Origin of the sequence: Rhodococcus jostii RHA1, from assembly GCF_000014565.1 — a bacterium.
Lineage (GTDB): Bacteria > Actinomycetota > Actinomycetes > Mycobacteriales > Mycobacteriaceae > Rhodococcus_F > Rhodococcus_F jostii_A.
On the sequence record NC_008268.1, the window covers coordinates 3367717 to 3392913 of the forward strand.

Consider the following 25197-nt stretch of genomic DNA (forward strand, 5'->3'; position numbering starts at 1 on the left):
CGAACGCCCCCGGTCGAACACGACCTTGAGCGAGGAGCAGTTCGACCTCTTCGAACAGGACGCTGATCTCTACCTCCGCTCAGCTCAGGGCCAGCGCCAGGTCCCTGTCGGCGCGGTCACCTGTCGAGCGCGTGCCGATCGATCTCCCTACCCGATTTTCCCTGCCGATCTCGCAGCAAGGCGGCGCACCCGACGTGCCTGCGGTGGGGCGTCTGCGCGCCGGATATCCCGAGCGATCACGTTTCCAGTGCCTTCGACTGAAATGCGCTCTACATCAATTCTCTGGAAGACCACCGCATGCCAGGAAAAATGTGGTGCGACACTGAGTTTGGCTACTCCAGACAACAGGGCGGAGAGCGCCGCATCAATTTGTCCCGACGATGCAGGGGTGAGGAACTTCAGACCTGCCGAGGATATCAATCCGCTTCATTTCGCGGGAATCTTGTCGGGACAGCTAAACCGACAAGCAACACAAGGAGTTTCACATGTCGAACATCAAGAAGCGCACTGTTACGGCGATTGCCATTGCAGCTTTCGCGCTGTCGGCAGGTGCGGGAATTGCGTCCGCCGAACCGGGGGCGCCCGGGGGCGCGGGGGGCAGCGCCCCAGGCGCACCCGGGGTCGGCGCACCGGGTTTCGGCGCCCCCGGTACGGGCGGTGACGCGCAGAGCAACGCCGAGACCGGCAACGCCAATGCCGGTGACGGCGGCGCCGGCGCCCCCGGAATTTCCTTCGGCGGCCCGACCATCGGACTGAACAACGGCGGCGGCAACGGCAACAGTGAGGTGGGCAGCGGCGGCGACGGCGGCAATGCACGTTCCGGCGACGCCACCACGGGCCCGACCACCGGCGGCGACGGCTTCGGCGGCTGGGGTGTCGGCGGCAGCGGCGCGGGTGGCAACGGTGGAGCGGCCCCTGGAGGTGACGGCGGCACCATCAAGCAGGCACCTGCACCCTCCAACCAGGGCGGCGGCGGCAAGATCTGCGGCATCGTCCCGATTCCGATCGTCTGCTGATTGCGATTTCCTGCTCATAGGATCGCGGATTCCCACAGGGCCGGCTCACCCACGGCGACACGGGGCCGGTCGGCCCTGTGGGGGTCCACATGCACGCCAGGGGACCTGCGGCGTGCCCTTCAGCCCGAGAACGCCAGGGCATCGAGCTATCGGGAGAATGGTGCGCTGGGCGGTCTGTCTCCGCCCCCGACGATCACCCCGAGCATGGCACGGCGGCGTACCCGCCCCTGAACACGCTGCTTCGAAGCTGCGCTTCCGGGGGCATCGACCACTCCTGCGGCAATCACCCAACCGGGGGTCCTTCGTCCTCATTCATCCAGCCCGCGTCAACGCGCACGATTCGCGACTGGACGGTAAGAGGCAGGCGGGTCACTACTGCTATCCGTCGCCGCAGACCACCGGTTTTCCCTTCGCGCCGGGGTGTCCAGTCGAAGCAATTCCTCGGGATCGGCGGTGAGTCCAAAGACCGTCAGCCGATCTCGGCGACATCCAACCGTTTCGGGGCGCCCTAGACCTCTCTCGACTTCATCACGCAAGGAGTTTGACCATGTCGAACACTATGAAATTTGCTGTTCCCCTGATCGCCTTCACCGCAGTTGCCCTGTCCGTCAGTGGGGGAATCGCCAGCGCGGAAACCAATGACAGCGGCTGGCCGGGGGACTACAGCTGGGAAGGGCCGCAAGACACTACCTCGCGCGATTCCTCGGCCGCGCCACCCGCACCGACCGTCTCCGTCCATATCCCCGGTGTTTCACTGCCCGGGATCACCGTCGGCGGTGTCGGTGTCGGCACCGACGGTATCGCCTTCCCGGGCCCCACCATCGGCCTGCCCGGGCCGGCTGCGCTGCCGTAACCGCTCTCTCCATCCGCTGTACGACAACTTCTTTCATCCTCAGCGGATACCGCGGTACGCGGCGGCAGTCCCTCTTTCCACCGTCGGCTCGGTGTTGCGGACGAAGACCCGATGGTGCGGCATCGGGCACTCGGTCTCCGGGCAGTATTGGGCTCGTGACTCGCGCCACGGCTGGGCCCGGCCCGCGGGGTCGGGGCGTTCCCGGGCGGCGCTGTCGCTCGAGGTACGAGTTTTACCGCTGGTCGGTGGTGGTGCTAGTGGATCTGGTGCTGCGGTGGGTTCGACGGTAGCGGCGTCGACGGCCGATGCGGGCGGCGCCGACGGCGGCGGCGGCCCCGGCCGCCGCCGCGACTGCCGCACAGGCCACCACGGTGGTGGTGGTGGGTAGACGAGCGGTGAGAATCCAGAGGGCGCCCACGACCGCGGCGCCGAGCACGCCGGCGGTGACGGTGGCGCCGGTGATTCCGGTGATCCGGCTCCGCCCCCGGCGCAGCGAGCGCAGGAACGATTCGAGGTAGGCAACGGCGAACAGGGTCAGAGCGGCGAGTCCGACGGCGGCGGCGGTGGTGGTCGCCGGCTGGGTGGTGCGGACCGGAAACGTCCACGTGTCGATCACCTGACCGGCCTGGAGCAGGGTCAGGGTTCCGGTGAGCGTTCCGGCCACGAAGTACTGTCCGCCGGGTGGGGGCAGTGTCGCGACCGCGGCACCACCCTGGTTGATCAGTGGCGCGGCGCCGGTGTTCTTGACCGGGATGTCGAGCACGTCGAGGGCCAGGGTCGCAGTGTCGGCGAGACCGGCACCGGCCACCGTCACCGACACCGGCACGGTCAGATCGAGGGGGACGGGCGCACCGCCGGCTGGGTCCACGCCGGCGACGGTGACAACGCCGACCGGCGGCACATCGACCGGAGGCGAACCGAGACCGAGCAAGGCCACCAGAACGGTGATGGCCGTCAGGGCGGCGGCGATGACCAGCGGAACACGAGGGGAGGGGAGATTGACGACGGTGCGGACGTTGACGAGGTCGGCGCCCGATACGTCGGCGAGGCGGGCGCCGGGGGCGTGGACGGTGATCGACGGGCGCACCGTCGGCGGCGGTTCGGTGGCACGGGACCCGGGCGCTGTCGCGGTGGGTGATGCGGTCGGGTCGATGGATCCGGTCGGTGCCGTCGGGTCAGTGGTTGCTGCCGGGTCGGCCCGGTGCGAGTCGGTGCCGGGAGGGCCCGGGATGGGTCGTCGGGGTGCGGCGTGTGGCCGGGTCAGCGGCAACGGTGGATGGTCGTCGCTGTCGGTCAGAGTCGGGGTGTGCGGGGGTCCGAGACCGGTGGCCGAGACGATGGTGTCGGCTCCCATCACCGGGATGCCCTCGGTGGTCAGCCACCCCGGGCCCCAGCGACCGGTGGAGGCGGCGGCCAGCGCGATCCCGAAGGCCTCTGCGGAGGGGTAACGCAGGGTGGGGTCGGTGGCCAATCCGCGCATGACCACGTCGGCGATCGAGTCGGGGACCGCGGGCGCGGTCTCCTGCAGCGGGGTGGGGTCGTCGAAGGCGTGCATGAACAGCAGGGCCATGGCGTCGTCAGCTGGCGGGAACGGCAGTTCCCCGGCGAGGAGTTCGTAGAGCATGGTGGCCAGCGCGTAGACGTCGGTGGCGGGAGTGAGTTCGCCGCCGCGGGCCTGTTCCGGTGCGATGTAGGACGGGGTGCCGAGGACGTCGCCAGCCTTGGTGGCCAGGGTTTGGTCGCCGCCGATGACTTTGGCGATGCCGAAGTCGGTCACCTTGATCGCCCCGGAGGCCGCGAACAGCAGATTTTCGGGTTTGATGTCGCGGTGCAGGATGGACCGGTTGTGGGCGGCGGTCAACCCGGCCGCGCAGGCCAGTGCCACCGCGACGGCGGAGTGGGCGTTGAATCCGGTGCAGGTGAACCTGTTCCACACCGTGCCGCCGGGCAGCAGTTCCATCACCAGCAGGCACAGGCCGTCGTGTTCGACGAAGTCGTAGACCGGCACCACGTGCGGGTGGTCGAGGGAGGCGAGTAGCTGGCCCTCGGCGGTGAATCGGCGCCGGATGCCCGGGTCGGTGGCGAAGGCGGGCGGGAGCTGTTTGATCGCGACCGGGCGACCGAGGGCGCGGTGACGGCCGGCGAGCACGATTCCCCATCCGCCATGGCCGAGTTCGCCGCCCACCTCGTACGCGGGGAGGGCGGCGGTCACACGATCGATGTCGGTATCCATGTGCCGGTCCGATCAACGGGGTCGGTTGGTGCCGAGGGGACGAGTGTGCGGTGGGCCGGTGTCCGACGGCCACCGGTCGGTGGGACCTTCACCGATCCGCCCGGTCCGGTCGTCGTCCACGCCGTCACCGTCTTCGAGTTCGTCATCGACCATGTCGTCCTCGTCCTCATCCTCGGCCGTGTCCGGGGTGGGGGTGAGGTAGCCGAGGATGAAGAAACCGACGGCGAATCCGCCGGCGAGAAGCAGCCACCGATCCAGGGTCGGCGCCCACACCCGGGTGGCGGACAGGGTGAACGCGAGCACCAGCCCGATCCCGACGCCCGGGGTGAGCATCCGCAGGCCGCGTCGCCACCGGTTCTCGTGCAGTCGGCGCCGGGCGATGCCGAGGACTGCGTCGAGCACCGCGAGTGCGGTGAGCAGCGCCAGCGCCAGCCCGAACAGCCCGTACACCGACATCAGTGAGCCGCGCACATCGGTCACGGTCGAGATGTCGGCCAGAACGGTCCCATCATCGCCGCGGACGGTAACCGTCCCATTGATCAGGCCGGTGGCCTGCCCGTCGAGCCCGGAGAGGTCGAGCTCGAAATCGAGAGACTGGGTCTGTCCCGGCGCGACGGTCAACCCGACCGCGGTGTGATAGGAGAAGAAGGTCAACCCGAGGACGTGCCCGGACAGGTCGACCGCAGCGACGGTGACCGGGGCCGCGGTGGCGTTGTCGAGATTCACCGTCACCTGCGCAGGGCTGTGCGGGTCGAGACGGACCGGATAGGTCGGGCTGGCGGTGGCGATGTCCTGACCGTTGACGGTCACCGTCATCCCCACCGACTCTGCTGCACCGGCGCCTGGAGCGCCGAGTAGCACTGTCCCGAGGGCAATTACGAGCGCAATCAACCACCGCATGATCATGATTCCTCCTCGCGACCCGGCTGTGGAGTGAGAAGGCGTCGACGATAGATCGACAAACCTACGAGCAGGAAGAACACGATCACCACGGCGGTGGCGGTGGACCCCGTCGCTTGGCTGACCAGCACGATATCCAGTGGCGCGGCGAACGTGGGACCACAGTCGGCTGAGACATCGTGACGTCCGACATCGGCGCCCACTGCGCGTAGCGGTGCTCGGAAGACGCCGGTGTCGTCGGCGCGAACTCCGCCGACTTGCGCACCATCGACCGAGAGCAGTACCTCGGCGTCAGGTGGGCATCCTGCTCCGGCCATGGTCACCGCTTCGCCAGGTTCCACGGCCGCCGCGGCGAATACCAGACCGGGCTCTTGTGGTGGTGGAACCGCGTCGGGGACGACATCAGCAGGAGCGATCAAGCTCGGCACCTCCGGTAGTAGCACAAAGGGCCCTGGAACCATCAACTCTTCTCCTGGCCCCGGCCTGGATAGCCCCGGAACCTCTCGCACCGGAGTACATCGCGCAGGGTCGGTGCATCCCTCCGGCCATCGAATCGTCGGCGGTGTACACGGCGGGATGATGCAGGGTCCCTCACCGGTCCGGGTCAGAGGCTCGCGGGGAATGTCGACGCCCTTGCAGGGGAACTCGGGCGGCTCGCAGACCTCGCCACCCTCCCGGGTCAGAGGCTCGCGGGGAATGTCGACGCCCTTGCAGGGGAACTCGGGCGGCTCGCAGATCTCGCCGCCGCGTATCGGTGGAATGTCGGTGTTGCGCTCGCAGTGTGTGCCAGCCGGATAGCAGCCACGCCCGATCTCACCCGGGAACTCCTCCGGAATGACCTCCTCGGGTGGCGTCCACGGCTGCTGTTCCGGTGGCGTCCACGGCTGCTGCTCGGGTGGCGTCCACGGCTGCTGTTCCGGTGGCGTCCACGGCTGCTGCTCGGGTGGCGTCCACGGCTGCTGCTCGGGTGGCGTCCACGGCTGCTGTTCCGGTGGCGTCCACGGCTGCTGCTCGGGTGGCGTCCACGGCTGCTGCTCGGGTGGCGTCCACGGCTGCTGTTCCGGTGGCGTCCACGGCTGCTGCTCGGGTGGCGTCCACGGCTGCTGCTCGGGTGGGACCCAGGGAGCGACACCGCCAGGATCCGGGGAACAGTCCGGTGGCACACAGATCGGTTGCTGATCGTCGGCGGCCGTGTACGGTGCCGGGTCGAGACCCTCTCCTGGGCCTGGGAGAGGAAGCTGGGGCATCGTCGGCCACGGCGCGACGGGTTGTTGCCGCACAACAACGGCGGCCACCGATTGTGGCGCAGCGACCGCGTGCGGGGATCCTGAGGGAAACCCGAAAAACCCGAGAGCGCCGACTGCCACCGGAGTGGACATCACCATGACCGACCGCCGCCAACGGGTTGGCCGGGGCATCTGCCCCACCCCCTCGGGTGCGCGTTCGGTACTTTCAGTCTGCGCCGGTGCCGAGCGCCGGGGCAATACCCGACGCGCACCGAGTTCCGGGCTACCGGGGCAAGTGTGATGACGGGTTCGAAGCATGGCATCTTCTCGGGTCGAAGTGATCGACCTCCAGTGTGATGTGTCGGCCACGGCTAAATCTTCACCCTCCGGGTGGACCCTTATCACCCTTCATCGAAACCGGCACGCCGATGCGGGACGGCCGCACACACGACCATGGTGCCGCGCCGACCTGCGGAATTAGACTGGCAAAAGCAAGGCGAAGCGTCCGACCGAAAGTCGTGTGCCCGAAATTGCCGGGGAGGACGACGATGAATGCTCTGAGCGAACCGAACCTCTGCTATCTCGATGGCGGAGACGGCACCCGCGAGTTCGTGTTGTCCGTGGACGTACCGCGGATCACCGTGGGCCGCTCGGAGAAGGCCGATATCGCGTTGCCGTCAGATCCGAACGTGTCGCGGCTGCACGCCACCATCGAATGGATCGGATCCTATTGGACGGTGACCGATGACGGACTCTCCCGGAACGGAACCTTCGTCAATGGTGATCGCCTCAGTGGGCGCCGCCGGCTCCACGCCGGTGACGTCATCCGGATCGGATCCTCGTCGCTGACCTTCCGCACGTTCATTGCGGCCAGCGGGGAGATGACCGGCACCGCCGACTCCCTGCCCACCCGAGCCGCCCTGACCACGGCACAGTTCGCGGTCCTGGTGGAGTTGTGCCGGCCGTACAAAGACAACGCACTCTTCGCCCACCCCGCCTCGAACCAGGAGATCGCCGACCGCCTATTCTTGACGGTCGACACAGTCAAATGCCATCTCCGCGTTCTCTTCTCGAAGTTCGGTCTCGAGGATTTACCGAACAACCAGAAACGCATGCAACTCGTCGTCCGAGCCCGACACAGCGGCATCATCGTCGACGCCGATCTGTGAATCCGAGGAAATCTCTCGACCCTCGGCGTCTCGATCGGCCAGGCCGTCGGGGTCCTACGGCTCTCCCTGCTCCGTGCGGCGCCGCCACAAGGCCGGTGCACCGGAAGCCGCACCTGCAACCCCACGAGATGCTGGGGTTGCAGTAGTACTGGCCGAATCGGGGTCTATACCTGAGTAGGTTGGGGTCTTCGGGGCTATTAATGGACGGTACTGATCAACGAGACCCGACTGCAGCCGGTCGGCTTATGGCCCAGGCGCCCATCCCTGGCCCTGCACACATAGGATCGGAATGCCTTCCGGCGTTTGTGAGGCCCTGTCGATCGAGGGGTCGCATGGTTCCCCAATGTTGTGGACACCGACGATCTCGGCGGGGACCCACTTGCCGTCCGGGTAGTAGTCACTGGAGTAGACGCAGACGATGTCCTCGCCGGTGTTCACGTCGACTCCGACCCGATTTCCTGAGCACCGCTGACCTGCTGCTCCGGGTATGGGCTCGGGCTGAACTGCATCGGTGACGTACGCGACCGTTACGCCGCCGCTGACGGTTGCCGGTGGAGCGGCTGAGGCGATGCCGAACCCGAAGGCAATCAGGGGCACGATCGCGGCCGATGCAACGGACGCCGCACGCAAGAATCTGTTATTCATTGTTTCACTTACTAGTTCGTGTACCCGGCCAGAGTGCCGAGTGCTGTGGTGGACTTGTTGCGATAACTGATTGCGGGTATCACATTTGGGAACGTCGGGATTCCCGCTCTCTGTACACAATTCTCATCTCTGACACCCCGCCGAAACCATCCTCACCAGGGTGGAAACGCATCACCCCCGATGATCATTCTGACGGGGTTCCGGCTCTGTTTCGCCACAACGTGTGGGCCACCGACAAGGGCCCGGGAGGCCTGACGGTGGCAAGGAAAACGTGGAGGATGATCGATCTGATGGAGTTGTTCCGGCATTGGCATACCGGAAGGTCTCAGGGTGCCGATCTCGACGGCCCTGAGAGATCGACCGCAAACCATCCGGAAATACCTGGCTCCGGCACTGATCATCCTGCCGAGGCCCGGCAACTGTCCGGACATGGTGCGGTGCGATGCGCAGCGTGGGAGCGGTCCCTGTCCCCGATCCCGCCCTGGCAGCGATGGCCGGATCCCTATTTCGACGCCGATGCTCACCGTCACGGCGTGTTCGCCGCCGTCGCCGGGCCAGCCGCACGACCCCTGGCCCTTGCAGAACTCGACGACAGGAAGTATTGAGCTACAAAAGTTTTCGGAGGGGTTTTGCGACACTCAACGATTCGATAACGACAGGTCGCCGGGGACTGTTCGTGTGAGTCCCGGAGTATCCGAGAAACGATCGTTTCTCGGACAGGCACAATATCTATTTGCGATCTATCTGCGAGAGGTGCGGTCTTCAGATTTCTCCCGCCCTGGATGAGACTGTGTCAACCTTGTCCTCACGACGCCACCGGCCTCGACGAGGGCATCAAGGACGAACCAGGTCGCGAGGAAGGCGAGTGCTTCGAGGGCAAAGCTCCCGAACTTGTAGAAGAAGCTTGCAATGAGGAACGAGATGACGAACACCGGTACCTGACGGACGACCACGTCCAGTGTCCGAAGCGTTCGCACGAGTTGGAACATTTCGTGTCCTCCATGTGTCCTGCGGAAGAAGGTGATTCCAGAACCGTTATCAGTTCCGTCGCAGCGGCCGTGCAAGTTGCGCCGTTTTGGCAGTCATCGCTGCCTGATGTCTCGCCGTGCCATTTTTGGCGCCATGGATCGTCAAGTAGGTTCGGCCCGAATCTCTCACCGCCGTCGCCGGTCACGCCGTCGCCGGTCACGCCATCGCCCGACTACCACCCAGAGACACAATGACCAGAGCAGCGTCAGTCCGGCCAGGGTGAGCAGGCAGGGCGGGCATTCCCGCAAGCGGTTTCCGTTCATACGATCGGCACCTCGGGTTTGATTTCACGCGGCAGACAACCATCGATATCCGGGTGGTATGCCCACTGGTTCTCCGGTCGCTGCTGGCGGATGTGAGTGTCCTGTTGCTCAGGTGTCATCGCGGTCAACGGCTGCCCGGGGAGTGGCACTTTCAAGACGAGCCGGCACCATTGTTTTACGAAGTTGTCGGCGTCCGCGGGTGGGATGTGTCCACCGGTGCGGGGGGGCAGCACGATCTTCTGCATTGTGTGCACCGGGTGGATTTCGTTCCAGCCTTGGTGCGAGCCGTCCCAGACCCATTCACCGGTGACGATCACCGGCTCATCCAGCTCGACCCACCGCTTGACAGGTCCGGTGCCGAGTTCCTCATCGAACTCTCGGGCATCTTCCCAGGCATTGGCGATCGCGGTCACCATGATCGGAAAGAGCGCCCACGCAACCACGGTCTCGATGATGTCGCAGATCACGTCGCCGATGAGGGGGATCCCACCGAGGGCCGCACGACATCCGTCACCGACTCCGGTGGCCAGGTCGAGAAACGGTGCGACCGCCCTACACACCATAAATATGCGCGCACCCTCGAACTCGCAGTGCAGTACCGGAACTTCACCGAATGAGTAGTTCGTGAGAATGTTTTCCTCGATGTTGCGTTCGATCTCGTCTTCCTTCTGTTCATATGGGCTGCCTTCATCCGTTGCCCCTCGGCGGATGTAGGTCGTGGAGTATGGCTTCGCGGATCCATCGGTGCGGGGGTCGTCCGGTACGGGCATCGTGTCCGGATCATGCAGGATTAGCGCACCCTGAATACCGTCGGAGGTCACTTTCTGCCAGTTCGACAGCCTGTTCTGTGGGGGGTACCGGTCCTCGCCGCGCGCAATCCGTGCGCGGACCTCGAAGTCCGACTCGATGAACTCGACGGTTTCGTGCGGGAACAACAGCAGATTCACGCAGAAATCGTTGTCGATGTTCTCGGGAAAGGACTTGTCCTTCTCGATGCCCGCAATGGTTCCGATCGCGCAGTGCACGCCTCCGAGACAGACGAGCTTACGGCCGAGCAGGTAGTCGCAGCCGTCTTCGGCGACCGCAGCCCAGCTCGTGCCCCATCCGAAAAGGGAAAAAACAAAGGCGACAACGCCGTCCGAGAACGCCGGATTGGAGTAAGTACTCTTTGCGACGCAGCGGGTGTAGCGGCCGTAGCCGACCACCACGTCGCCGGTCGGACCCTCGGTCATCACGCGACTCCCTCTGCAATCAGGGTGACCCCACCGATCAGGTGGCGGCTCTCGAACCCGTTGACGTTGATCGCCTGCCGTCCGACGAATCCGTCCGGAGAAGTCACCGTGACCTCCACGTCGTTGGCCTCACCGGCCCCCAGACGGAGCTGCTGGTCGTCGACGCCGCCGAAGCTCACTCGCCAGCCGGCGGGGACCGGGTGAGCGAGTGGCTCGTGCTCGGCCCGTGCACGACGGTCCCGCTCCTCCGCATTCGGCGTCTCGGGCGGGCACAGGCGGCGGGGCGGTAGTTCGTAGCCGTCGACGGCCAGCCGAATGGTGGCCGCACGGCGCAGTGTGTTGCGGACCGGCACGGTGAATCGCGCTGTGGGACTGTTGAGTGATTTCACGTCGACGTTGTGCTGGCCCAGGTTGTTGTCCGGGTTTGCATCGAAGGGCCACACGATAAGCGCCTGCAGGCAGTAGTGTCCGGGCCTCGGCGGGGTTCGCCAGTCGACCTTCGCCACGCCCGGCGAACCGGCCGCCCCCTTGACGGGCACGTCGACCTTGTCGACACCGATCGGAACCGATACTCCGCCTATCCCGAAGTCGAGATAGGACAGCCGAACCTCGACGTCCGCGGCGGGCCCGTCGGTGGAGCCGTTCCAGATCCGCGCGAACACCCGGTATTCCGTATCCGGCGACAACGCCGATGCGTCGACCGCGACGCCGGGGGCCGCAGCCAATTCCAAATGAATATCCGGATTGCGCCAAGTGACCGCCAAGCCCTGCTTTCGCAACCAGAACTGGCTGTAGATCAGCGGATCCGCCTCTCGGAACGCGAACTCGGGAATAACTCCTGACGGAGCCGAACCCGTAACCGACCCATCCGACCTGTTGACCCGACGCGACCGCGCTGGACGCCCACGAACGCAGGCACACAGAAACCTCACCAGCGTGAGGAACAGAACAACCACGGCGACGAGTAAATATCCCCCGACAAGCATCCAAAGGATGCGCTCGGCCATCCTGCGGGTCGGATTCAGCGAGATACCATCACAATCATCTATGCGCCCAACCTCTCGGAGGCTTGCGCTTCGCCCACACCCGCCGCCCTCGGCGGCTCTTGTCGTCCGGCAGGACCGAACTCTCGACCTTCTGTTCACCATTCGGTTTCCCAGGTCAGGCCGGTCGACATTTGCCCACCGACATCGTGTGGCTGCCCACACTTCTATTCCTCGTGGCGACCGATTCTCGGCGCCATGTCGCCCGTAGCAGGGGGCCAGATGTAATTCGGAAGATCCTGCCCTATCAATCGTCCGCCGTAAGACGACAAAAGGTCAAGACTGGTCAGTTCGCCGCAGCCGGCGGCAGCGACCGCATCACCGACCAGCTCGGCGAAGTGCATCCCGCTAAGGTCCGAGCTACGGGTACTCCCGCTTCGCGAACCTGACGAGGCGGACGATATCGGCCCCGCCTGAGCACCAATTCAGCTTGTAGTCGGGGATGAAGGGTATCGGGCCTTCTGAGGATACGACTGCCGTCACGAATGGCCAGGGTCGAGCTCCGGAACCGTCGTCGTAATTCCACCAGGCGAACATCGGCGAGCCGGACTGACCTGCTTTCACGTCGGCGTCGGTGGTCATGGCGCGGCCGGAGCCGTAGTCCCAGTCGTCCTCGTCCATGCTCTTGTTCCCGATGAAGATTGGATGGATCCCGCCAGCGACGTCACCTGGGTACCCGATCGAGGACCAGACGGCGTCGTCGTCCCAGTCGCTGTCGTATTCCTTGACCCCGAGCCAACCGAAGGCCTCGCCGAGCCGTTTGTCTAGCACGAGGCAGGCGTAGTCCTCGTCGACCTCTGTGGACAGGATGCTTCCCTTGACCTTGGTATACGCAATCGCGCGCGTGTCGTAGGCAGTCTCACGAGATGTCGCGCCTGCCAGGTGGACTTCGATCTTCTCCAGCCCGCCCGACGACCAGTCGACGCAATGACTCGCGGTGAGTACGTGACGTGGCCCGATCAACACGCCCGAGCCATACCCGAGGGCGTTGGTGATCTTGCAGACGGATCCCCACGGGTAGTTGTGGTCGTTGTAGACCACGCGGTCGTCGGGGGGATACACGGCGCACGGCTTGAGCGGTTGACCGTTGCGGAGCACCTTCGGTGGCCGCGGCAGGCGTGCCTTCGCAGGCCGGTAGGAGGTCGCGATCCACGGCGGGCAGTAACCCCCGAGGACGCCCGGCACATCCTGACGCTGCGCAGTCTCGTCCTGACGCTGCGCATCCGCGCGTTCGAGGAAATGACGCTCGCGCTGCGGCCGCGCTTCCCGATGGAACAGTCTCCGCAGCTCGGCTGGGACGTCCGCCGCGGCTGGCTCACCTTCCCGCCGCCTGAGTTCCACCCAGCTCAGCGCACGTTCGCTCATCTCACTCTCCCGTCGGTGCGGTCCGCTCATCGAATCCGTTGCCCAAGCAGGATCTACCTCTATGATCGCCCTCGGACCGTGCGAAGCGCACGAGTACCCGACTACTCAAATCTTGCGCGCATCCCACGTGGGTGCTGCGCTCACCCAGGCTCACCGGGCCTAGATCGACCTGACGAACATCTACGTGGACAAGAAGCCCGGGGCGCATTCGGTTGTGTTGACCGACATCAGACAGCCGAAAGCCCACGACAGCTAGAGCGCGAGGGATTTGTGGCGGGACTATCTGCCATCTCGGAGTCCGAGTACGAGAGCCTCGCAGAACAAGTGCGGTCTAGGTCCGATCAAGAACCTCAACTATGACCGATTGAATCTCCTGGGCGTGGCGACTGATCGGTTGACCGGTCAACGATCGCGGAGAGAAGACGGTCACCAAGGTGTGCTTGCGGTCTCGTCGTTGGAAATGAGACGTCACCCAGACCGTATCCGGATCCTGTAAAAACCCAGGTCGCGGCGTCTCATAAGTCAATTCCACAATTGCGTGTCACAACCTTCGTGCAGATCTGACTTTCGGTACGCCCCTGGAGACGGATTGGGGTACGCACGGATAACGACGCCCGAACTCGCGCGTTCGGCGCGCTCACCAAAGCTGGGATCGACCCCCCCGGCAAACGGTCCGCGGACAAGAAGTCCGGGGCCACCACCGAACGTCCCGAACTGCAGCTACGTTCGAACGGGCGATGTGATCGTGGTGCACATCCTCGACCGGGCGACCGCACCGTCCGCCCGCCCGCCCCCTGGGGAGGCTCTCGCACCGGGCGATCGGCGATCGCTACAACAGGTCGGAGTACTGCGAGCGAGCCCTCATGGCATGAATGAGCAGCTCGTTCCCACTGTCGAAGCGCAGGACAACCAGTTCCAGGAGCCGTCCATTCGGGTCGAAACCCAGCCGGAACTCGCGCGCGGGGTTGTCGTCGTCCAGACCAGCGGTATATACGTGATGTTCTGCCGCGTAGATGCCATCATTTTCACTGATCCCGTGTTTGAGCGCGGATTTATGCGCCTTCACGCGACCTGGGTCCAGGCACGCACCGCTTCTCGAATCGCCTCGGATCGGGAAACATGCTCCCGCTCGGCACGGGCGTTCAATGCCTCTAGCAATGCCTCGTCCATCCGCACCGGCACTACTGCGCCGGGGCCGTCCCCCACGGTCGGTCGGCCGCGTTTGCGCAGCTTTTCGACGTCGTAACCGGCCTCGGCCTCGTCTGCCCACTCCTGGATCATCCCGTCCGTGACGGGTGCTCCGTTGATCGTCTCCTCAGCCATATCATTATCGTAATACGAAAATGAGCTCTAGGCCACGTCCTCAATCAGGCCCTGGGGGCGGTAGGGGCAGTCGATCCGAGGCATACCTGCCGCTCCCGGTTCCGGTGGTCCATCGGACCACCCCGGAGACAGCAAAGGACTACGTAGCAGCCCGAAAATTGGTTTTACCTTCCGTGTCACAACATCGTACAGAACTAACTTTCGCTACTCTCGTCACATGGAGTTGGGGTACGCCCGGGTGTCGACGAGTAAGCAGGACCTGACGCGGCAGATCGACGCGCTCCGCAAGGCCGGGGTCGACCAGGCGAACATCTACGTGGACAAGAAGTCCGGGGCCACCACCGAACGTCCTGGATTGCAGGCGCTACTGAGTTACGCCCGCGGCGGCGATGTGATCGTGGTGCACACCCTCGACCGACTCGGCCGCACCGTCCGCGACACCCTCAACCTGATCCACGACCTGCACCAGCGTGGCATCGGATTCCGGAACCTGGCCGATCCGATCCGGATCGACTCGACGAACCCGGACGACCCGATGGGGCAGTTGGCGGTGGTACTGCTGGCGCTGTTCGGGCAGATGGAACGCACCTACGCGGTCGAGCGGGCCGCCCACGCCCGCACCGTCGCCACCGACAAGGGTCGCCGCACCGGCCGACCCAGCGTGGTCACCGACGCCCAACTCGCCTACGCCACCCAGCTCCGCAACGACGGCGCCACGATGGCCGAGATCACCGACAAGACCGGGCTGACCCGCTCGACCCTCTACCGGCACCTGCCGCCCCGACCGGCGCAGACGCTCACCGCCGACGCCGCGCCTGAGGAAAAGCCATCGCCGGCACTGGTTCCGGTGGCGCCCTCACCGGCGGCCGGACCCTCGGCCTGTCCGACCTGCGGATACCAACCCACCACCCGCCGGGATCTCGTCCCGCACCGCGCCGACCTCGCCACCATCTGGCTACACCTCGACGAGCGCGGCCGCCTGCGCGAGGCACGGCACTGCGCCCGCTGTCAGCCCCATGGTCACGTCCTGGTGATCAGCTGCCGCCGGTGCGGGGACGGTCCGCTGGTCACCGGGCCAGGTTCCGGCACCGACGAGATCCCTGCGCCGGTCCGGGACTGGCTCGCACACCACAACTGGTCGGTGGGGTTAGATCTGTTGTGTCCCAACCATTCCTGATCCTCAGTGGGTTTCGCCGTCGTCGAGGTCGTCGAGCAGGTGCTGCAGCCGCCGGCACGTCGCTTCGTGGCGTTCGACTTCCCGCTCCCAGCCGCGGGTGCGGGCGTCGTCGATCAGTACTTGCTCGGTCGCCAGGCGCGCCCTGATCCGGGGCGCGTACTCGCTGGTGGTGAGGAACTTCGGGCAGGTCAGGATCAGGTCGCATTCGCACGGACCCTCCGCAGGTAGCCGCAGGCAGTGTCCCAGTTCGAGTTCGGTCTTGAGGAAATTCGTCTTCAGCCAGTCCACGGTGTCGTCGTCGAGGGCATCGTGCAGCAGGGCATCGGCCGCCGGGCCGGCGATCCGGTGCCCGTCGGCGAGCGCCGTCTCGTATTGACGGCGGATCTCGGGATCGGAGATTCGGCTGTAAATCATGGACATGGTCGCGCTGCGATGGCCGAGTATTGCCATGATCGTCTGGATGCGGGCGCCGCCCTCGGCGAGTTGGGTGCCGAGGGTGTGTCGCAATCGGTGTGCGCTGACGGTGGGGGCTCCGCGGTCATCGACCAGTCCCGTAGCGGCGCAGACGGTCCGGAACGCCTCGTCGAAGAGGGTCTTGACCGAGAGCAGCTTGCCGCGGCGGATGAAGACGTAATCGACTCGGCGGCCGGTGACCTCGTCGATCCGGGCGATCGAGCGTTGGGCCCGGGCCAGGCCGATGGCATGGTCGAGGGCGGCGGCCGCGTCCGGGTGTAGGGGGACGATCCGTTCGCTGTGTCCCTTGCCGACCGGGATCCGCAGCCGTGGATGTCCGCCCGGATAGGTGTCGAGGCAATCCCAGGTCAGTCTGCGGATCTCGTCGCGGCGGGCCCCGGACCAGCGCAGCAGCAACAGTGCGGCTCGTTGCAGCGGATCGGACAGGTCGCCGATCGCGGTCATGATCGCATCGAGTTCGTGTTGAGGGAGGTAGCGGGGAATCGATTCCGGGCGCCGGGGTGTGTCGCGGGAGGTCAGCAATGGTCGGCCGGGGACCTCGGCCCACTCCCACACCGCGGTGTCGCGGCAGAACCCGGCGATCGCGTTGAGTTCGTGCTTGACCGTGGTCGTCGACAACGGCTGGCCGGTGTGTTGGCTCGGACAGGTGGGCAGCCACCGCATGTACTCCTCGATGGTGGCGCGATCGAGCTGGGCGAGGCTGGTGATCTCTGGCTGGTGGACGCCGAGCCAGTTGACGAACCTGCGCATTGCCTGCCGGACGTTGTGCACCGTCTGCGGCCGATCCAGCTTGGCGTCGAGGCGGAGTTGGAGGTATCGCTCGATGACCGCCCGAATCTTGGGCGGGCACGGTTCTGGGAGCAGGCGGTCGGTCCAGTTTGCGATCGTTCGCGTGCCGATGCGCGGCGCGGTGGTGACCTGGCCGACGTTGTACAGCAGCACATGGGTGCCGTGGAGATTCGCGAGGTGGTTGCGGAGGAACATGAGATTGGCGTCGGGAGCATCGAGGAACTGGCCGTTCGCGAACAATATCCGGCGCAGGACATTGAAATCTTCGCGTGCTGCGAAGGCGCGGATGGCCGACCCGAACGCAAACAGATCCGCGTCGGTGATCGCGGTCAGATCGGGGTCGCCGCGATGGAGCATGAGCCGGCCCAGGCACCAGATCAGGCTGTTGCGCGCCTTGACCGAGGAATGGCCCAGTTCGGTCAGCCGCGCGACCCACTGCTCGAGCAGCGCGAGATCGACGCCGAGGCCGGTGCCGCCACCCCGCCGGTCGAGCAAACGTGCGTACTTGCGGCCGAGAAGGAACTCGAAGTCCAGGCCGACCCCCTGCACCATGGACAGATACACCAGGTAGCCGCTGGCACGATGCGAGTCGGTCCGTCCGTTCGAGCGCATGCCCTCGCCGACGAATCCCAGCCGCACCGGCAGGGGTTCGGTGAACCAGGTTTCCAGGTCCGGCCACCGCTCGACGAACCGGCGATAGGCACCCATCCGCTCCCACCGGGCCGGAAGTTGGGGCACGTGGGTGTCTACCCACGCCTGGTATTCGCCTTCGTCGACGTGTCGTCGCGGGCGCGGGACCGGTGCCGGCCGCTCAATCGCCGGCCCGGTCATCGGCGATCTCGTAACGCGGTCGCGTACTCGTCCCGAACCTGTGTGTCGGACACTCGGGTGTAGATCCGGGTCGACTCCGGTGAGGCGTGTCCGAGGCGTCGCTGCAGCGCCAGCTCCCGCATCCCGGCCTCCCACATCGCCGTCGCGTGGGTATGCCGCAAGGCGTGGGGAGTTTTGTCGGCCGTACGAAATCCGAGCGTGTCGAGCCGCCGGGCGAACATCCGCACCAACGCGTCGTACGAGAGCGGCACGCAGCGGCGAGCACCCCGCCCACCGACCAGGAACACGAACGGACTCGGTGCATCGACCGGACGTTCATGGAGCACATACCGATTCACCGCATCCAGCGTGCGCGGCTCAAGCAGGTCGACGACCCGCTCCTGACGCGACTTCGCACGTACACCCCGCGGATGGTCGTTACGTTTGCGAATCGTGACTCGCCTTCGGCCATAAGCAATGTCGCCGAGTTGAAGCCCGAGAACCTCTCCTGGACGCAGGCCACCGTCGAGCATCAACAGCACCATCGCCAGATCCCGCAAACTGCGCATACTCTCCAACAACGCCGTCACCTCGCACTCACGCAGCGGCCGCGGCAAGCGGCGCGGCAACCGGACCCGTACCTCCCGGCTGACCGGCTGCTGCCGACTCGCGTTTCCGGTGAACGGGCGGTGTCGCTCGGCGACCATCGCCAACGCGACATCGCGACGGCGGCGCATCGGATTCTCGCCGATGACGAGTTCGGCGACGATCGCCCAGTCGTAGAAGCTCGATACCGCGGCCAGTACTCGCGCCACGCTAGCCGGCGCCAACAGACGTCCGCCGGACCCGACCGGTGCAAGACCCAGCCGCTGGGCAGGTCCGCGCACCGGACGGCGGCGCAGCCATCCCAGCAGTTCCAGGGCCAGCGCTGGCCGGAATTCGCGCCAGTCGATTCCGCATTCGGCGAAGAACTCGAACGCCAGGCGCAGGTCGTAGCCGTACGCCAACGCCGTGTTCGGGCTCCGGCCGGAATCGAGCACGTACCGCAGGAACCGGGTCACCGGCGGCACCGGCTCGCCATCGGCTCCGACCAGGACCACCGAGGACACGATCCCGCCCGTCTTCACGGTCTGCACGTGCACGACCCCAGCCCACCACTGATTGTCCTGCCCCGGGTGACGACCCGCCGTGAGATGTCCACATAAGAAAGAACCGGGCCACGATTTCGGCTTGCTCGAGATCGAGTTGACCGGAATCGAGGGCGGTGCGCGCGGTGGCCGACGTGCCGACGGCGGCGGCGGCCTTGACCTGGGTACGAGGCAGGTGCACCGCTTTGGAAATCTTGGTCACCGACGCGCCCAGATCGAGCATCTGAGCGATACCGGCGGCGCGCTGCCCGTCGGTCAGGTCGTTGCGGTGATCGTTCGCGACGACCTGCTGGGTGATCCGCTGGATACCGCGCTCGGCGTCACTGGTGGCGGTGTCCGGTGTGACCAGGGCGGGGAGGTTGGTCAGCCCGGCGTCGCGGGCGGCAAGGGTGCGTTCCCTCGAAGGTCTGGGCGTGTTGCAGACGAGTTCGGCCTTGACGGAGTTACGTTCGCAGGGTGCCCACTGCGGACGCGGTTTCCGGAGGGAATTCGGACTGGCCCGATGGCGGTGAGTGGATGTTGTACTGGACCACTCGTGGTGTCGAGGTGCCTGTCGGGTTCGACGATGCGCTGGACGGGTGGGGGGAGATCGATACCCGCGAGCGGGCGCTGGGCGTCGACGAGGCTACGCCGATCCTGATTGACCCGGTCGGTCGGATCGATCCGCGACTGGCGAGGTTCTTCCGTCGGTCGCGGATCGCGTTTCTCGCCGAGGGAACACGGCAGTCGTATGTGAAGGATTACCGACTGTTCTTCAGCTTTTTGTGGCGGCGCGGGAAGTACTGGGATCAGGCCGATTACGACGACATCGGCGACTACGAGGCGTGGCGACGCCGGTCGACGGACAACCCGCGGCGGGTCGGTGGAGCCAAGTGGGCTCGGGAGTTGGCCGCGTTCAAGTTGCTGTTCGACTGGGCGGTGGTCACCGGGTCGGTGCAGCGTAGCCCGGTGGCGACGCACACGGTGCGCCGGCGCGACGGCGCCGTGGTCGAGGTGGCCGACAGTCGACCGAAGGACGTGCGGGTCGCCAACGTCAAGTGGGTGACCCCGCGAACCTATCGGCTGTGGCGCGACATCGGGTTGCGCGGCTACTCGGGCGACGGTGTGCCGGAGCCGGGTTGGCGCGGCCGCAACGACGGCCGCAACACGGCCTTCGCGGATCTGTTGTTCGACAGCGGACTGCGCCTGCGGGAGGGCGGTTGCTTGCTCACTGTCGAGGTTCCGGTCCCGATGACCGGTCAGGTCTATTGCGAGGGCCCAGTGGCGGCCGCGACCGCGAAGCGTCGCGAACGCTGCTTCTACGTCCCGGTCGAGACACTGAGCGGGATCGCCGGTTACATCGCCACGACCCGGCGTGACGCGATTCGTCGTGCGCAGCGGGCGGGCCGATACGACCGGCTGGCGGGGAAGCTGATCGTCACCAAGACGTCGCCGGGTCAGCGCCGACTGGCCTGGGAAGACGGGTTGGGGCGCCGCGGTGAGTTCCCTGTCACGGCGATCGACGAGCGGCAGCGGCGTCGGTTGTTCGTCGAGGGAGAGGCGGGGCTCGAGCCGCTGCAGTTGTGGCTCACCGATGCCGGTCTGCCGATGGACTACCGCTCCTGGGAGGCGGTGTTCGCCGCGGCCAACGCCCGGTGCCTGCGGTTCGGGAAACCGATCGGCATCACTCCGCACAGCTGCCGACATTCCTTCGCGCTGAAGATGCTGGTCACCCTGCAGCGTGGGCTCGATGCCCGATTCGGCCTGGACAAGGCGGAGCGAGACCACCTGCGCAACGTCTACGGAAATGCGTTCACGCTGGTCAAAGACCTTCTTGGACACCGGAGCGAACAGACGACCCGAGAAATTTATCTCGAACCGCTCAACGGTCTGCGCCTCGGAATGATCCTGGACGGCAGCGACGACCTCAGTGCGGTCCTCGCGCAGGTCTCCGCGTCCACCGGCCGGGTCGTCGATATCGCACCCGATGAGGGAGCCTAGCGTGGCGGGCCGACATCGGAGCAGGGCGGTGTTGCCTGCCGCGGAGTATCGACGTCCAGCCCCGGTGGACAGCACCGGCCTGGTGGTGACCCTGTGGTCCGAAAACGGGATCGCCGAAGGCGTTTTCGACTTCACCTCACTGCCGGGCACCCTGGTGCTGCGGCAACAGTTCGCGGCGGCGTTCGATCGCCAGATCGGGCCGGACGGCCCGTGGCGTGCCTGGGACACCTGCTACTGCGGCTATCAAAGTGCTCGGTTGCTGCTGACCGGGTTGGCCACCGTGGAGCGGCCGCCGGAGACGATGGCGCAGATCACCCCCGCCATGTGGCTCTCTTGGCGCATGTCACTGCCGCCGACCGCCGGAACCCGCCACCATCTGGTCGCCCTCCGGACGCTGCTGGCCCAGGCGCCCGAGCTTCCGCCCGAGACACTCGAGGTCGTCGACCGGCGCGTCGATCCCGCTCCGGCGTCGACGGAGAGCGCCTACACCTACCAGGAGTTTCTGCGCATCCGCTCGGCCGCGGCGACCGTCTTCAACAGCGCCCTGATCCGGATCCGGGACAACCGCGAACATCTGCGCCGCTGGCGGACCGGCGAGTTCCGGGCGGCGAGCAGCGACTGGTTGCTCGGTGAGGCGCTGGACTGTGTGGCCCGCACGGGTGACGTGCCGTTGCTCGCCGCATGGCCGGGCGGCGGGCGACGGCCCTCGCGCCGGCATCTGGGCGCCCTCGGGGGGCGTGCACCGCAGCAGACCTGGGGCCGGCTGTTCCTCAGTCGCCGCGAAGTATTCGCGGCGGCGATCCTGCTGGTGGCCAGCGAATCGTGGAACAAGTCCGTGCTGCACCGGATGCGGATCCCGGAGCACGACCCGGCGCTCACCGACGACGTCGACGTCTTCACCGTGCACCTCGACAAGCCCCGCCGACCGGTGCGGCTGCGGCACACCAGCGCCAACCTCCTCGACAACGGCCCGAGCAGTGCGGGACGGCTGCTGCGCCACGTCATCGAGGCCACCGACCCGGCCCGCGAGACCCTGGCGGTGCTGGGCCGGCCCACCGACCGGCTGCTGGTCTACCGCACCGCGTGTCCGTCTCGCCGCGGGCAGGAATTCGCGTTCGGCATCGCCAAGAGCCTGACGGTCGGGACCGAATCGGTGAGCCTGCGCCGGCTGCGGCGCACCGTGCAGGTGCTGATCCGCAAGGAACCCGCCCAGAACACGCAGCAGGTCCACGACACCGTCTACATGCTGCGAGATCCCGCCGGCCGCGCCGCCGCCGGCGAGACGATCGCCCGAGGACTCACCGACGCCGCCGAGCACGCCCACCTCATCGGAGCGATGCGGCTGGTCCTCGGCGGCGACGCCGAGACGTTGGTCGAGTTGTCCGACGATCCCGAACTCGCCGCAGCCATCCAACGCGGCGACCTCGACACCGCCACCGCAGCCTGCACCGATTTCACCCACAGCCCACACAACGACCCGGGCCTGCCCTGCACCGCGTCGTTCCTGCTGTGTCTGGCCTGCCCGAACGCGGTCGCCACCCGACGGCACCTACCGCGGCTGGTCCACCTGCACGACGGGTTGACCGAACTGCACACCGTCCTGGACACCGCCGTCTGGGACCGGCAGTGGCAGCAGCACTTCGAGCGGATCTCAGCGCTGCTGGACACCCACACCACCGCGGCCGAACGATCCGACGCCCGCACCCGGATCACCGATGCGGACCGCACGACCATCGACCGGCTGCTCCGCAGAACCTTCGACGCATGACCACCGCGGACGCATCGAACCCCGGTGCCGACGGACACCGGCCGGTACACGACGACGACCCCTTCCTCGATCCGCACCGACTGCCCGACACCCTTCAGCCCGGGGCCGTGTCCCGGTTCGGTGACCTGCGGTGGGATCTGTCCCCACTCAACACCCAGGACCACCAGGGGCACGATTGCCTGAACTGGCAGCTGTTCCCACTGCCACTACGCGCGTCGTTCCGACGGGCCGGGTGGGCGTTGGTCAACCTCCCGACCCCCGACGCGCTGCTGGGGAGTCGAAATGCTCACCGACGCAAGTGGCTACACCCGGCCTCGATGCGCAACGTCGTCGGCCAATGGTGCCAACTCGCGCAGTGGATGCTCACCCGCAACATCACCGAACTCGGCGCGCTGACCGTCGACGACCTCTCCGACTACGCCATCGAGGTCAGTCGTCTCCAGATCTCCACGACGACAGCGAGGAACCGCCTCACCGCCGTCGGCCTGCTGTGGGGCTTCGCCCCGCACCTGCCGCCCGGCGACCGCATTCCGATGCCACCGTGGCACGCCGAATGCATCCGGGACTACCTGCCGCGGACCGACACCGCCAACGAAAACGGCACACCCCCGATCCACCCGGCGGTGATGTCGCCGCTGCTGATCTGGGCGATGCGGTTCGTCGACGACTTCGCCGACGACATCCTCGCCGCCTGGCAGGAACACCACACACTGACCGGCCGGATCCGGCCGCACGCCGACCCCGCGGCGACCGCGACCATGCGGGAGCTGGTCGAACAGTACGCCGCCGAGAATCGGCCGCTACCCGGTTGCATCCACAACGGGCGCCCGATGCTCGCGATCTCCTACCTCGCCGGCCGCGCCAATGCCAGCAAGGAACAGGCCAGCCACGCCGTCCGGGCCTACGGACCGCACCTGCCCGTGGCGGGGGAAGCACCGCTGAGCAGCCCCATTCGCGGGCGCCTGGACGGGCGAGCGTGGCTCGAGCACATCACCTTCCACGAAGCCCCGCAGCTCATGCACCGACTGTCCACCGCCTGCCTGATCGTCCTCTTGTACCTGACCGGGATGAGACCCGGCGAAGCGCTCGAACTGCGGGTCGGGTGTTGCCCGGAACCCGGACCCGACGACCCGCGCCCCCACGGCTACCAAATCCACGGCAACTACTTCAAGGGCGCCCGCGACGACGACGGCAAGCACGTGGTCGGTGGGCTTCCCCGGGACACGCCCTGGACCGCGATCGCGCCGGTGGTCCGCGCGGTACGCGTGCTCGAGCGAATGGCGGACGGGCCATTGTTGTTCCCCGTGAAAACTGCCTGGGCCTCGACCACGTCGGGCTCCCGGAAGCGGCGTGGAGAGGCACTGACCTGTCAGGGCGCCAACGGTCGGATCTCGGCCTTCACCACATGGCTGAACGACTACACGGCCCGCACCCGCCCCGACGAACGCATCCCCGACGACCCGCACGGCCCGGTTCACGTCAACCGCTTCCGGCGCACCCTCGCCTGGCACATCGCCCGCCTGCCCGGCGGCCGCATCGCCCTCGCGGTGCAGTACGGACACCTACGCGCGTCCACGATCACCGACGGCTACGCCGGACGAGCCCGCGACGGATTACGCCGGATCCTCGACATCGAAACCGCCCGCGCCATGGCCGACTACCTCGACACCGTCGCCGACCGCCTCCACCACGGCGAACACGTCTCCGGACCCGCCGCCCGCCGCCTGATCAGCGCCGCCACCGAAGCCCGGAACCGGTTCGAGGGCATGTTCCTGACCCCCACACAGGCCCGCGCCCTGCTCAAAGTTCCGCAGTTCCACGTTCACGACAACCCCGAGGCCTTCCTCACCTGCAACTACGACCCCGCCAAAGCGCTCTGCCACCCGGATCGCGCCCACCTGTCCGGCCGGTCGACATCCCCGGCGATCGACCGGTGCGATCCGGCCTGCGCGAACATCGCGCGCACCGACACCCACATCGCCGCACTGCGCACCGAGATCGCCCGACTCCGCGACGAAATCGTCGAGCCGGCCACCCCGATGCCGCTGCGTGAACGCCTCCGTCAACGAGCAGCCCACCTGAACAAGCTCGTCGAACAACACGAGAAGACCCGCACCACGAACCGCGAGGAGACCGACGTTGACCGATGAGAACGACCGGCGTGCCATCACCGCGGCCATGCAGCGATTGTTCGCGGGAACACCGCTGCGCTCCTCGGGCAAGCTGGATATCGTCACCCTCGCGCAAGAAGCCGGGGTGAAACGAAACAAGCTGACCCACAAGCACACCGACCTCAAGGATCTCTTCTACGCGCAGCGACGAACCCGCGACGGCGTCCCCGACAACGAGGCCAAGCTCCGCGAGCAGATCGTCACCTTGGAAAAGGCCAACCAGTCACTGCGAGAGGACCGAGACCGCTACCGCCTGACCAGCGAAATGTTCGCTCGCGCGTTGCACGTACTGACCATCGAGAACGACAACTTCCGCCGCGACGCACGCAACCGACCGCCACCCCCGCCGAGCCACTACGATCATCCGCGCCTAGCCGAACACCTCAAACCTGGAACCTCCACATCGAGGTAAGAAGTAACCCGGAGATCGTTGACGGTTGTTCTGGCCGGACCGGAATGTGACTGCGTTTCTCCTGCGTGGCTCTGCCCGAAGACGACGACCCCGGGGTGTTGCTCTTCGCCAGAAAAGGCGAAGAGCCGACGGTTCTGCACACCCGGGGTCGATAGCCAGGCGTTCGTCGAC

21 protein-coding genes are annotated in these 25197 nt (G+C 66.4%); 9 read left to right on the forward strand and 12 right to left on the reverse strand.

The annotated features are described in order from the left end of the window. Nucleotides 1-485: 485 nt before the first annotated feature. The gene (locus tag RHA1_RS15480) at nt 486-1016 is read left to right on the forward strand and encodes a hypothetical protein (RefSeq protein ID WP_011595849.1); all 531 of its coding nucleotides are present in this window, start codon (nt 486-488) and stop codon (nt 1014-1016) included. A gap of 547 nt (nt 1017-1563) precedes the next feature. After that, complete coding sequence (locus tag RHA1_RS15485) at nt 1564-1869, forward strand: hypothetical protein (protein WP_041811488.1); 306 nt, start codon at nt 1564-1566, stop codon at nt 1867-1869. Between the two features lie 232 nt (nt 1870-2101). Here the strand turns inward: RHA1_RS15485 and RHA1_RS15490 are convergent, their stop codons facing one another. The 4 genes from RHA1_RS15490 to RHA1_RS51855 form a co-directional block, all read right to left on the reverse strand. After that, the gene (locus RHA1_RS15490; RefSeq protein ID WP_011595851.1) at nt 2102-4102 is read right to left on the reverse strand and encodes a serine/threonine-protein kinase; all 2001 of its coding nucleotides are present in this window, start codon (nt 4100-4102) and stop codon (nt 2102-2104) included. 12 nt (nt 4103-4114) lie between these two features. Then, the gene (locus RHA1_RS15495) at nt 4115-5008 is read right to left on the reverse strand and encodes a COG1361 family protein (RefSeq protein WP_050787311.1); all 894 of its coding nucleotides are present in this window, start codon (nt 5006-5008) and stop codon (nt 4115-4117) included. Continuing rightward, the gene (locus tag RHA1_RS51850; RefSeq protein WP_237726905.1) at nt 5005-5421 is read right to left on the reverse strand and encodes a hypothetical protein; all 417 of its coding nucleotides are present in this window, start codon (nt 5419-5421) and stop codon (nt 5005-5007) included. Before RHA1_RS51850 ends, RHA1_RS15495 begins: the two co-directional genes overlap by 4 nt. Nucleotides 5422-5815: 394 nt before the next feature. After that, nucleotides 5816-6100 carry a hypothetical protein gene (locus RHA1_RS51855; RefSeq protein ID WP_237726906.1) on the reverse strand — a complete coding sequence of 95 codons (285 nt, stop codon included), beginning with the start codon at nt 6098-6100 and terminating at the stop codon, nt 5816-5818. Nucleotides 6101-6776: 676 nt separating this feature from the next. Between RHA1_RS51855 and RHA1_RS15505 the strand changes: the two genes are divergently transcribed. Together RHA1_RS15505 and RHA1_RS49445 are read left to right on the forward strand one after the other, a co-directional pair. Next, entirely contained in the window at nt 6777-7397 is a 621-nt protein-coding gene (locus RHA1_RS15505) for an FHA domain-containing protein (RefSeq protein WP_011595854.1), read from the forward strand. A 923-nt stretch (nt 7398-8320) separates the two neighbouring features. Next, nucleotides 8321-8647: a hypothetical protein gene (locus RHA1_RS49445; RefSeq protein ID WP_148228400.1), complete on the forward strand. Its 327-nt coding sequence runs from the start codon at nt 8321-8323 to the stop codon at nt 8645-8647. Between the two features lie 135 nt (nt 8648-8782). Here the strand turns inward: RHA1_RS49445 and RHA1_RS15515 are convergent, their stop codons facing one another. From RHA1_RS15515 to RHA1_RS15540, 6 genes are all read right to left on the reverse strand, one after another. Then, a complete protein-coding gene (locus tag RHA1_RS15515) occupies nt 8783-9031 on the reverse strand; it encodes a hypothetical protein (RefSeq protein WP_011595857.1) in 249 nt (82 codons plus the stop codon). Nucleotides 9032-9330: 299 nt separating this feature from the next. Next, on the reverse strand, nt 9331-10566 hold the full coding sequence (locus tag RHA1_RS15520; protein WP_011595858.1) for a hypothetical protein: 1236 nt from the start codon (nt 10564-10566) through the stop codon (nt 9331-9333). Further along, on the reverse strand, nt 10566-11291 hold the full coding sequence (locus RHA1_RS44585; RefSeq protein ID WP_050787312.1) for a hypothetical protein: 726 nt from the start codon (nt 11289-11291) through the stop codon (nt 10566-10568). The genes RHA1_RS15520 and RHA1_RS44585 overlap by 1 nt, the downstream gene beginning before the upstream one ends. 678 nt (nt 11292-11969) lie before the next feature. Continuing rightward, on the reverse strand, nt 11970-12974 hold the full coding sequence (locus RHA1_RS15530; RefSeq protein ID WP_011595860.1) for a trypsin-like serine peptidase: 1005 nt from the start codon (nt 12972-12974) through the stop codon (nt 11970-11972). An 829-nt stretch (nt 12975-13803) separates the two neighbouring features. Continuing rightward, nucleotides 13804-14040, reverse strand: a complete 237-nt coding sequence (locus RHA1_RS15535; RefSeq protein ID WP_041811489.1) for a hypothetical protein — start codon at nt 14038-14040, stop codon at nt 13804-13806. Then, nucleotides 14037-14297, reverse strand: a complete 261-nt coding sequence (locus tag RHA1_RS15540; protein ID WP_011595861.1) for a ribbon-helix-helix domain-containing protein — start codon at nt 14295-14297, stop codon at nt 14037-14039. The genes RHA1_RS15535 and RHA1_RS15540 overlap by 4 nt, the downstream gene beginning before the upstream one ends. A 217-nt stretch (nt 14298-14514) precedes the next feature. Between RHA1_RS15540 and RHA1_RS15545 the strand changes: the two genes are divergently transcribed. After that, the gene (locus tag RHA1_RS15545; RefSeq protein WP_041811491.1) at nt 14515-15474 is read left to right on the forward strand and encodes a recombinase family protein; all 960 of its coding nucleotides are present in this window, start codon (nt 14515-14517) and stop codon (nt 15472-15474) included. Between the two features lie 3 nt (nt 15475-15477). On the opposite strand, the gene RHA1_RS46060 is transcribed toward RHA1_RS15545, so the two are convergent. Together RHA1_RS46060 and RHA1_RS15555 are read right to left on the reverse strand one after the other, a co-directional pair. Continuing rightward, entirely contained in the window at nt 15478-17568 is a 2091-nt protein-coding gene (locus tag RHA1_RS46060; RefSeq protein ID WP_011595863.1) for a tyrosine-type recombinase/integrase, read from the reverse strand. Next, on the reverse strand, nt 17565-18689 hold the full coding sequence (locus RHA1_RS15555; RefSeq protein ID WP_011595864.1) for a tyrosine-type recombinase/integrase: 1125 nt from the start codon (nt 18687-18689) through the stop codon (nt 17565-17567). Before RHA1_RS15555 ends, RHA1_RS46060 begins: the two co-directional genes overlap by 4 nt. Nucleotides 18690-19211: 522 nt before the next feature. On the opposite strand from RHA1_RS15555, the gene RHA1_RS15560 reads away from it, so the two are divergent. The 4 genes from RHA1_RS15560 to RHA1_RS15575 are packed head-to-tail and all read left to right on the forward strand — an operon-like array spanning nt 19212 to nt 25026. Next, nucleotides 19212-20675 (forward strand): site-specific integrase, encoded by a 1464-nt coding sequence (locus tag RHA1_RS15560; protein WP_011595865.1) that lies wholly within the window; start codon nt 19212-19214, stop codon nt 20673-20675. 1 nt (nt 20676) lies between these two features. Beyond that, the gene (locus RHA1_RS15565) at nt 20677-22443 is read left to right on the forward strand and encodes a hypothetical protein (RefSeq protein ID WP_011595866.1); all 1767 of its coding nucleotides are present in this window, start codon (nt 20677-20679) and stop codon (nt 22441-22443) included. Further along, nucleotides 22440-24593 (forward strand): site-specific integrase, encoded by a 2154-nt coding sequence (locus tag RHA1_RS15570; protein WP_011595867.1) that lies wholly within the window; start codon nt 22440-22442, stop codon nt 24591-24593. Before RHA1_RS15565 ends, RHA1_RS15570 begins: the two co-directional genes overlap by 4 nt. After that, nucleotides 24583-25026 carry a hypothetical protein gene (locus RHA1_RS15575; protein WP_011595868.1) on the forward strand — a complete coding sequence of 148 codons (444 nt, stop codon included), beginning with the start codon at nt 24583-24585 and terminating at the stop codon, nt 25024-25026. Before RHA1_RS15570 ends, RHA1_RS15575 begins: the two co-directional genes overlap by 11 nt. Nucleotides 25027-25197: the final 171 nt, after the last annotated feature.

What these genes read in the sequence shown, in the direction of transcription:
- RHA1_RS15480 (WP_011595849.1), top strand. Translation starts at nt 486, where the DNA reads ATGTCGAACATCAAGAAGCGCACTGTTACGGCGATTGCCATTGCAGCT.
- RHA1_RS15485 (WP_041811488.1), top strand. Translation starts at nt 1,564, where the DNA reads ATGTCGAACACTATGAAATTTGCTGTTCCCCTGATCGCCTTCACCGCA.
- RHA1_RS15490 (WP_011595851.1), bottom strand. Translation starts at nt 4,102, where the DNA reads ATGGATACCGACATCGATCGTGTGACCGCCGCCCTCCCCGCGTACGAG.
- RHA1_RS15495 (WP_050787311.1), bottom strand. Translation starts at nt 5,008, where the DNA reads ATGATCATGCGGTGGTTGATTGCGCTCGTAATTGCCCTCGGGACAGTG.
- RHA1_RS15505 (WP_011595854.1), top strand. Translation starts at nt 6,777, where the DNA reads ATGAATGCTCTGAGCGAACCGAACCTCTGCTATCTCGATGGCGGAGAC.
- RHA1_RS49445 (WP_148228400.1), top strand. Translation starts at nt 8,321, where the DNA reads ATGATCGATCTGATGGAGTTGTTCCGGCATTGGCATACCGGAAGGTCT.
- RHA1_RS15515 (WP_011595857.1), bottom strand. Translation starts at nt 9,031, where the DNA reads ATGTTCCAACTCGTGCGAACGCTTCGGACACTGGACGTGGTCGTCCGT.
- RHA1_RS15520 (WP_011595858.1), bottom strand. Translation starts at nt 10,566, where the DNA reads ATGACCGAGGGTCCGACCGGCGACGTGGTGGTCGGCTACGGCCGCTAC.
- RHA1_RS15530 (WP_011595860.1), bottom strand. Translation starts at nt 12,974, where the DNA reads ATGAGCGAACGTGCGCTGAGCTGGGTGGAACTCAGGCGGCGGGAAGGT.
- RHA1_RS15540 (WP_011595861.1), bottom strand. Translation starts at nt 14,297, where the DNA reads ATGGCTGAGGAGACGATCAACGGAGCACCCGTCACGGACGGGATGATC.
- RHA1_RS15545 (WP_041811491.1), top strand. Translation starts at nt 14,515, where the DNA reads ATGGAGTTGGGGTACGCCCGGGTGTCGACGAGTAAGCAGGACCTGACG.
- RHA1_RS46060 (WP_011595863.1), bottom strand. Translation starts at nt 17,568, where the DNA reads ATGACCGGGCCGGCGATTGAGCGGCCGGCACCGGTCCCGCGCCCGCGA.
- RHA1_RS15560 (WP_011595865.1), top strand. Translation starts at nt 19,212, where the DNA reads ATGTTGTACTGGACCACTCGTGGTGTCGAGGTGCCTGTCGGGTTCGAC.
- RHA1_RS15570 (WP_011595867.1), top strand. Translation starts at nt 22,440, where the DNA reads ATGACCACCGCGGACGCATCGAACCCCGGTGCCGACGGACACCGGCCG.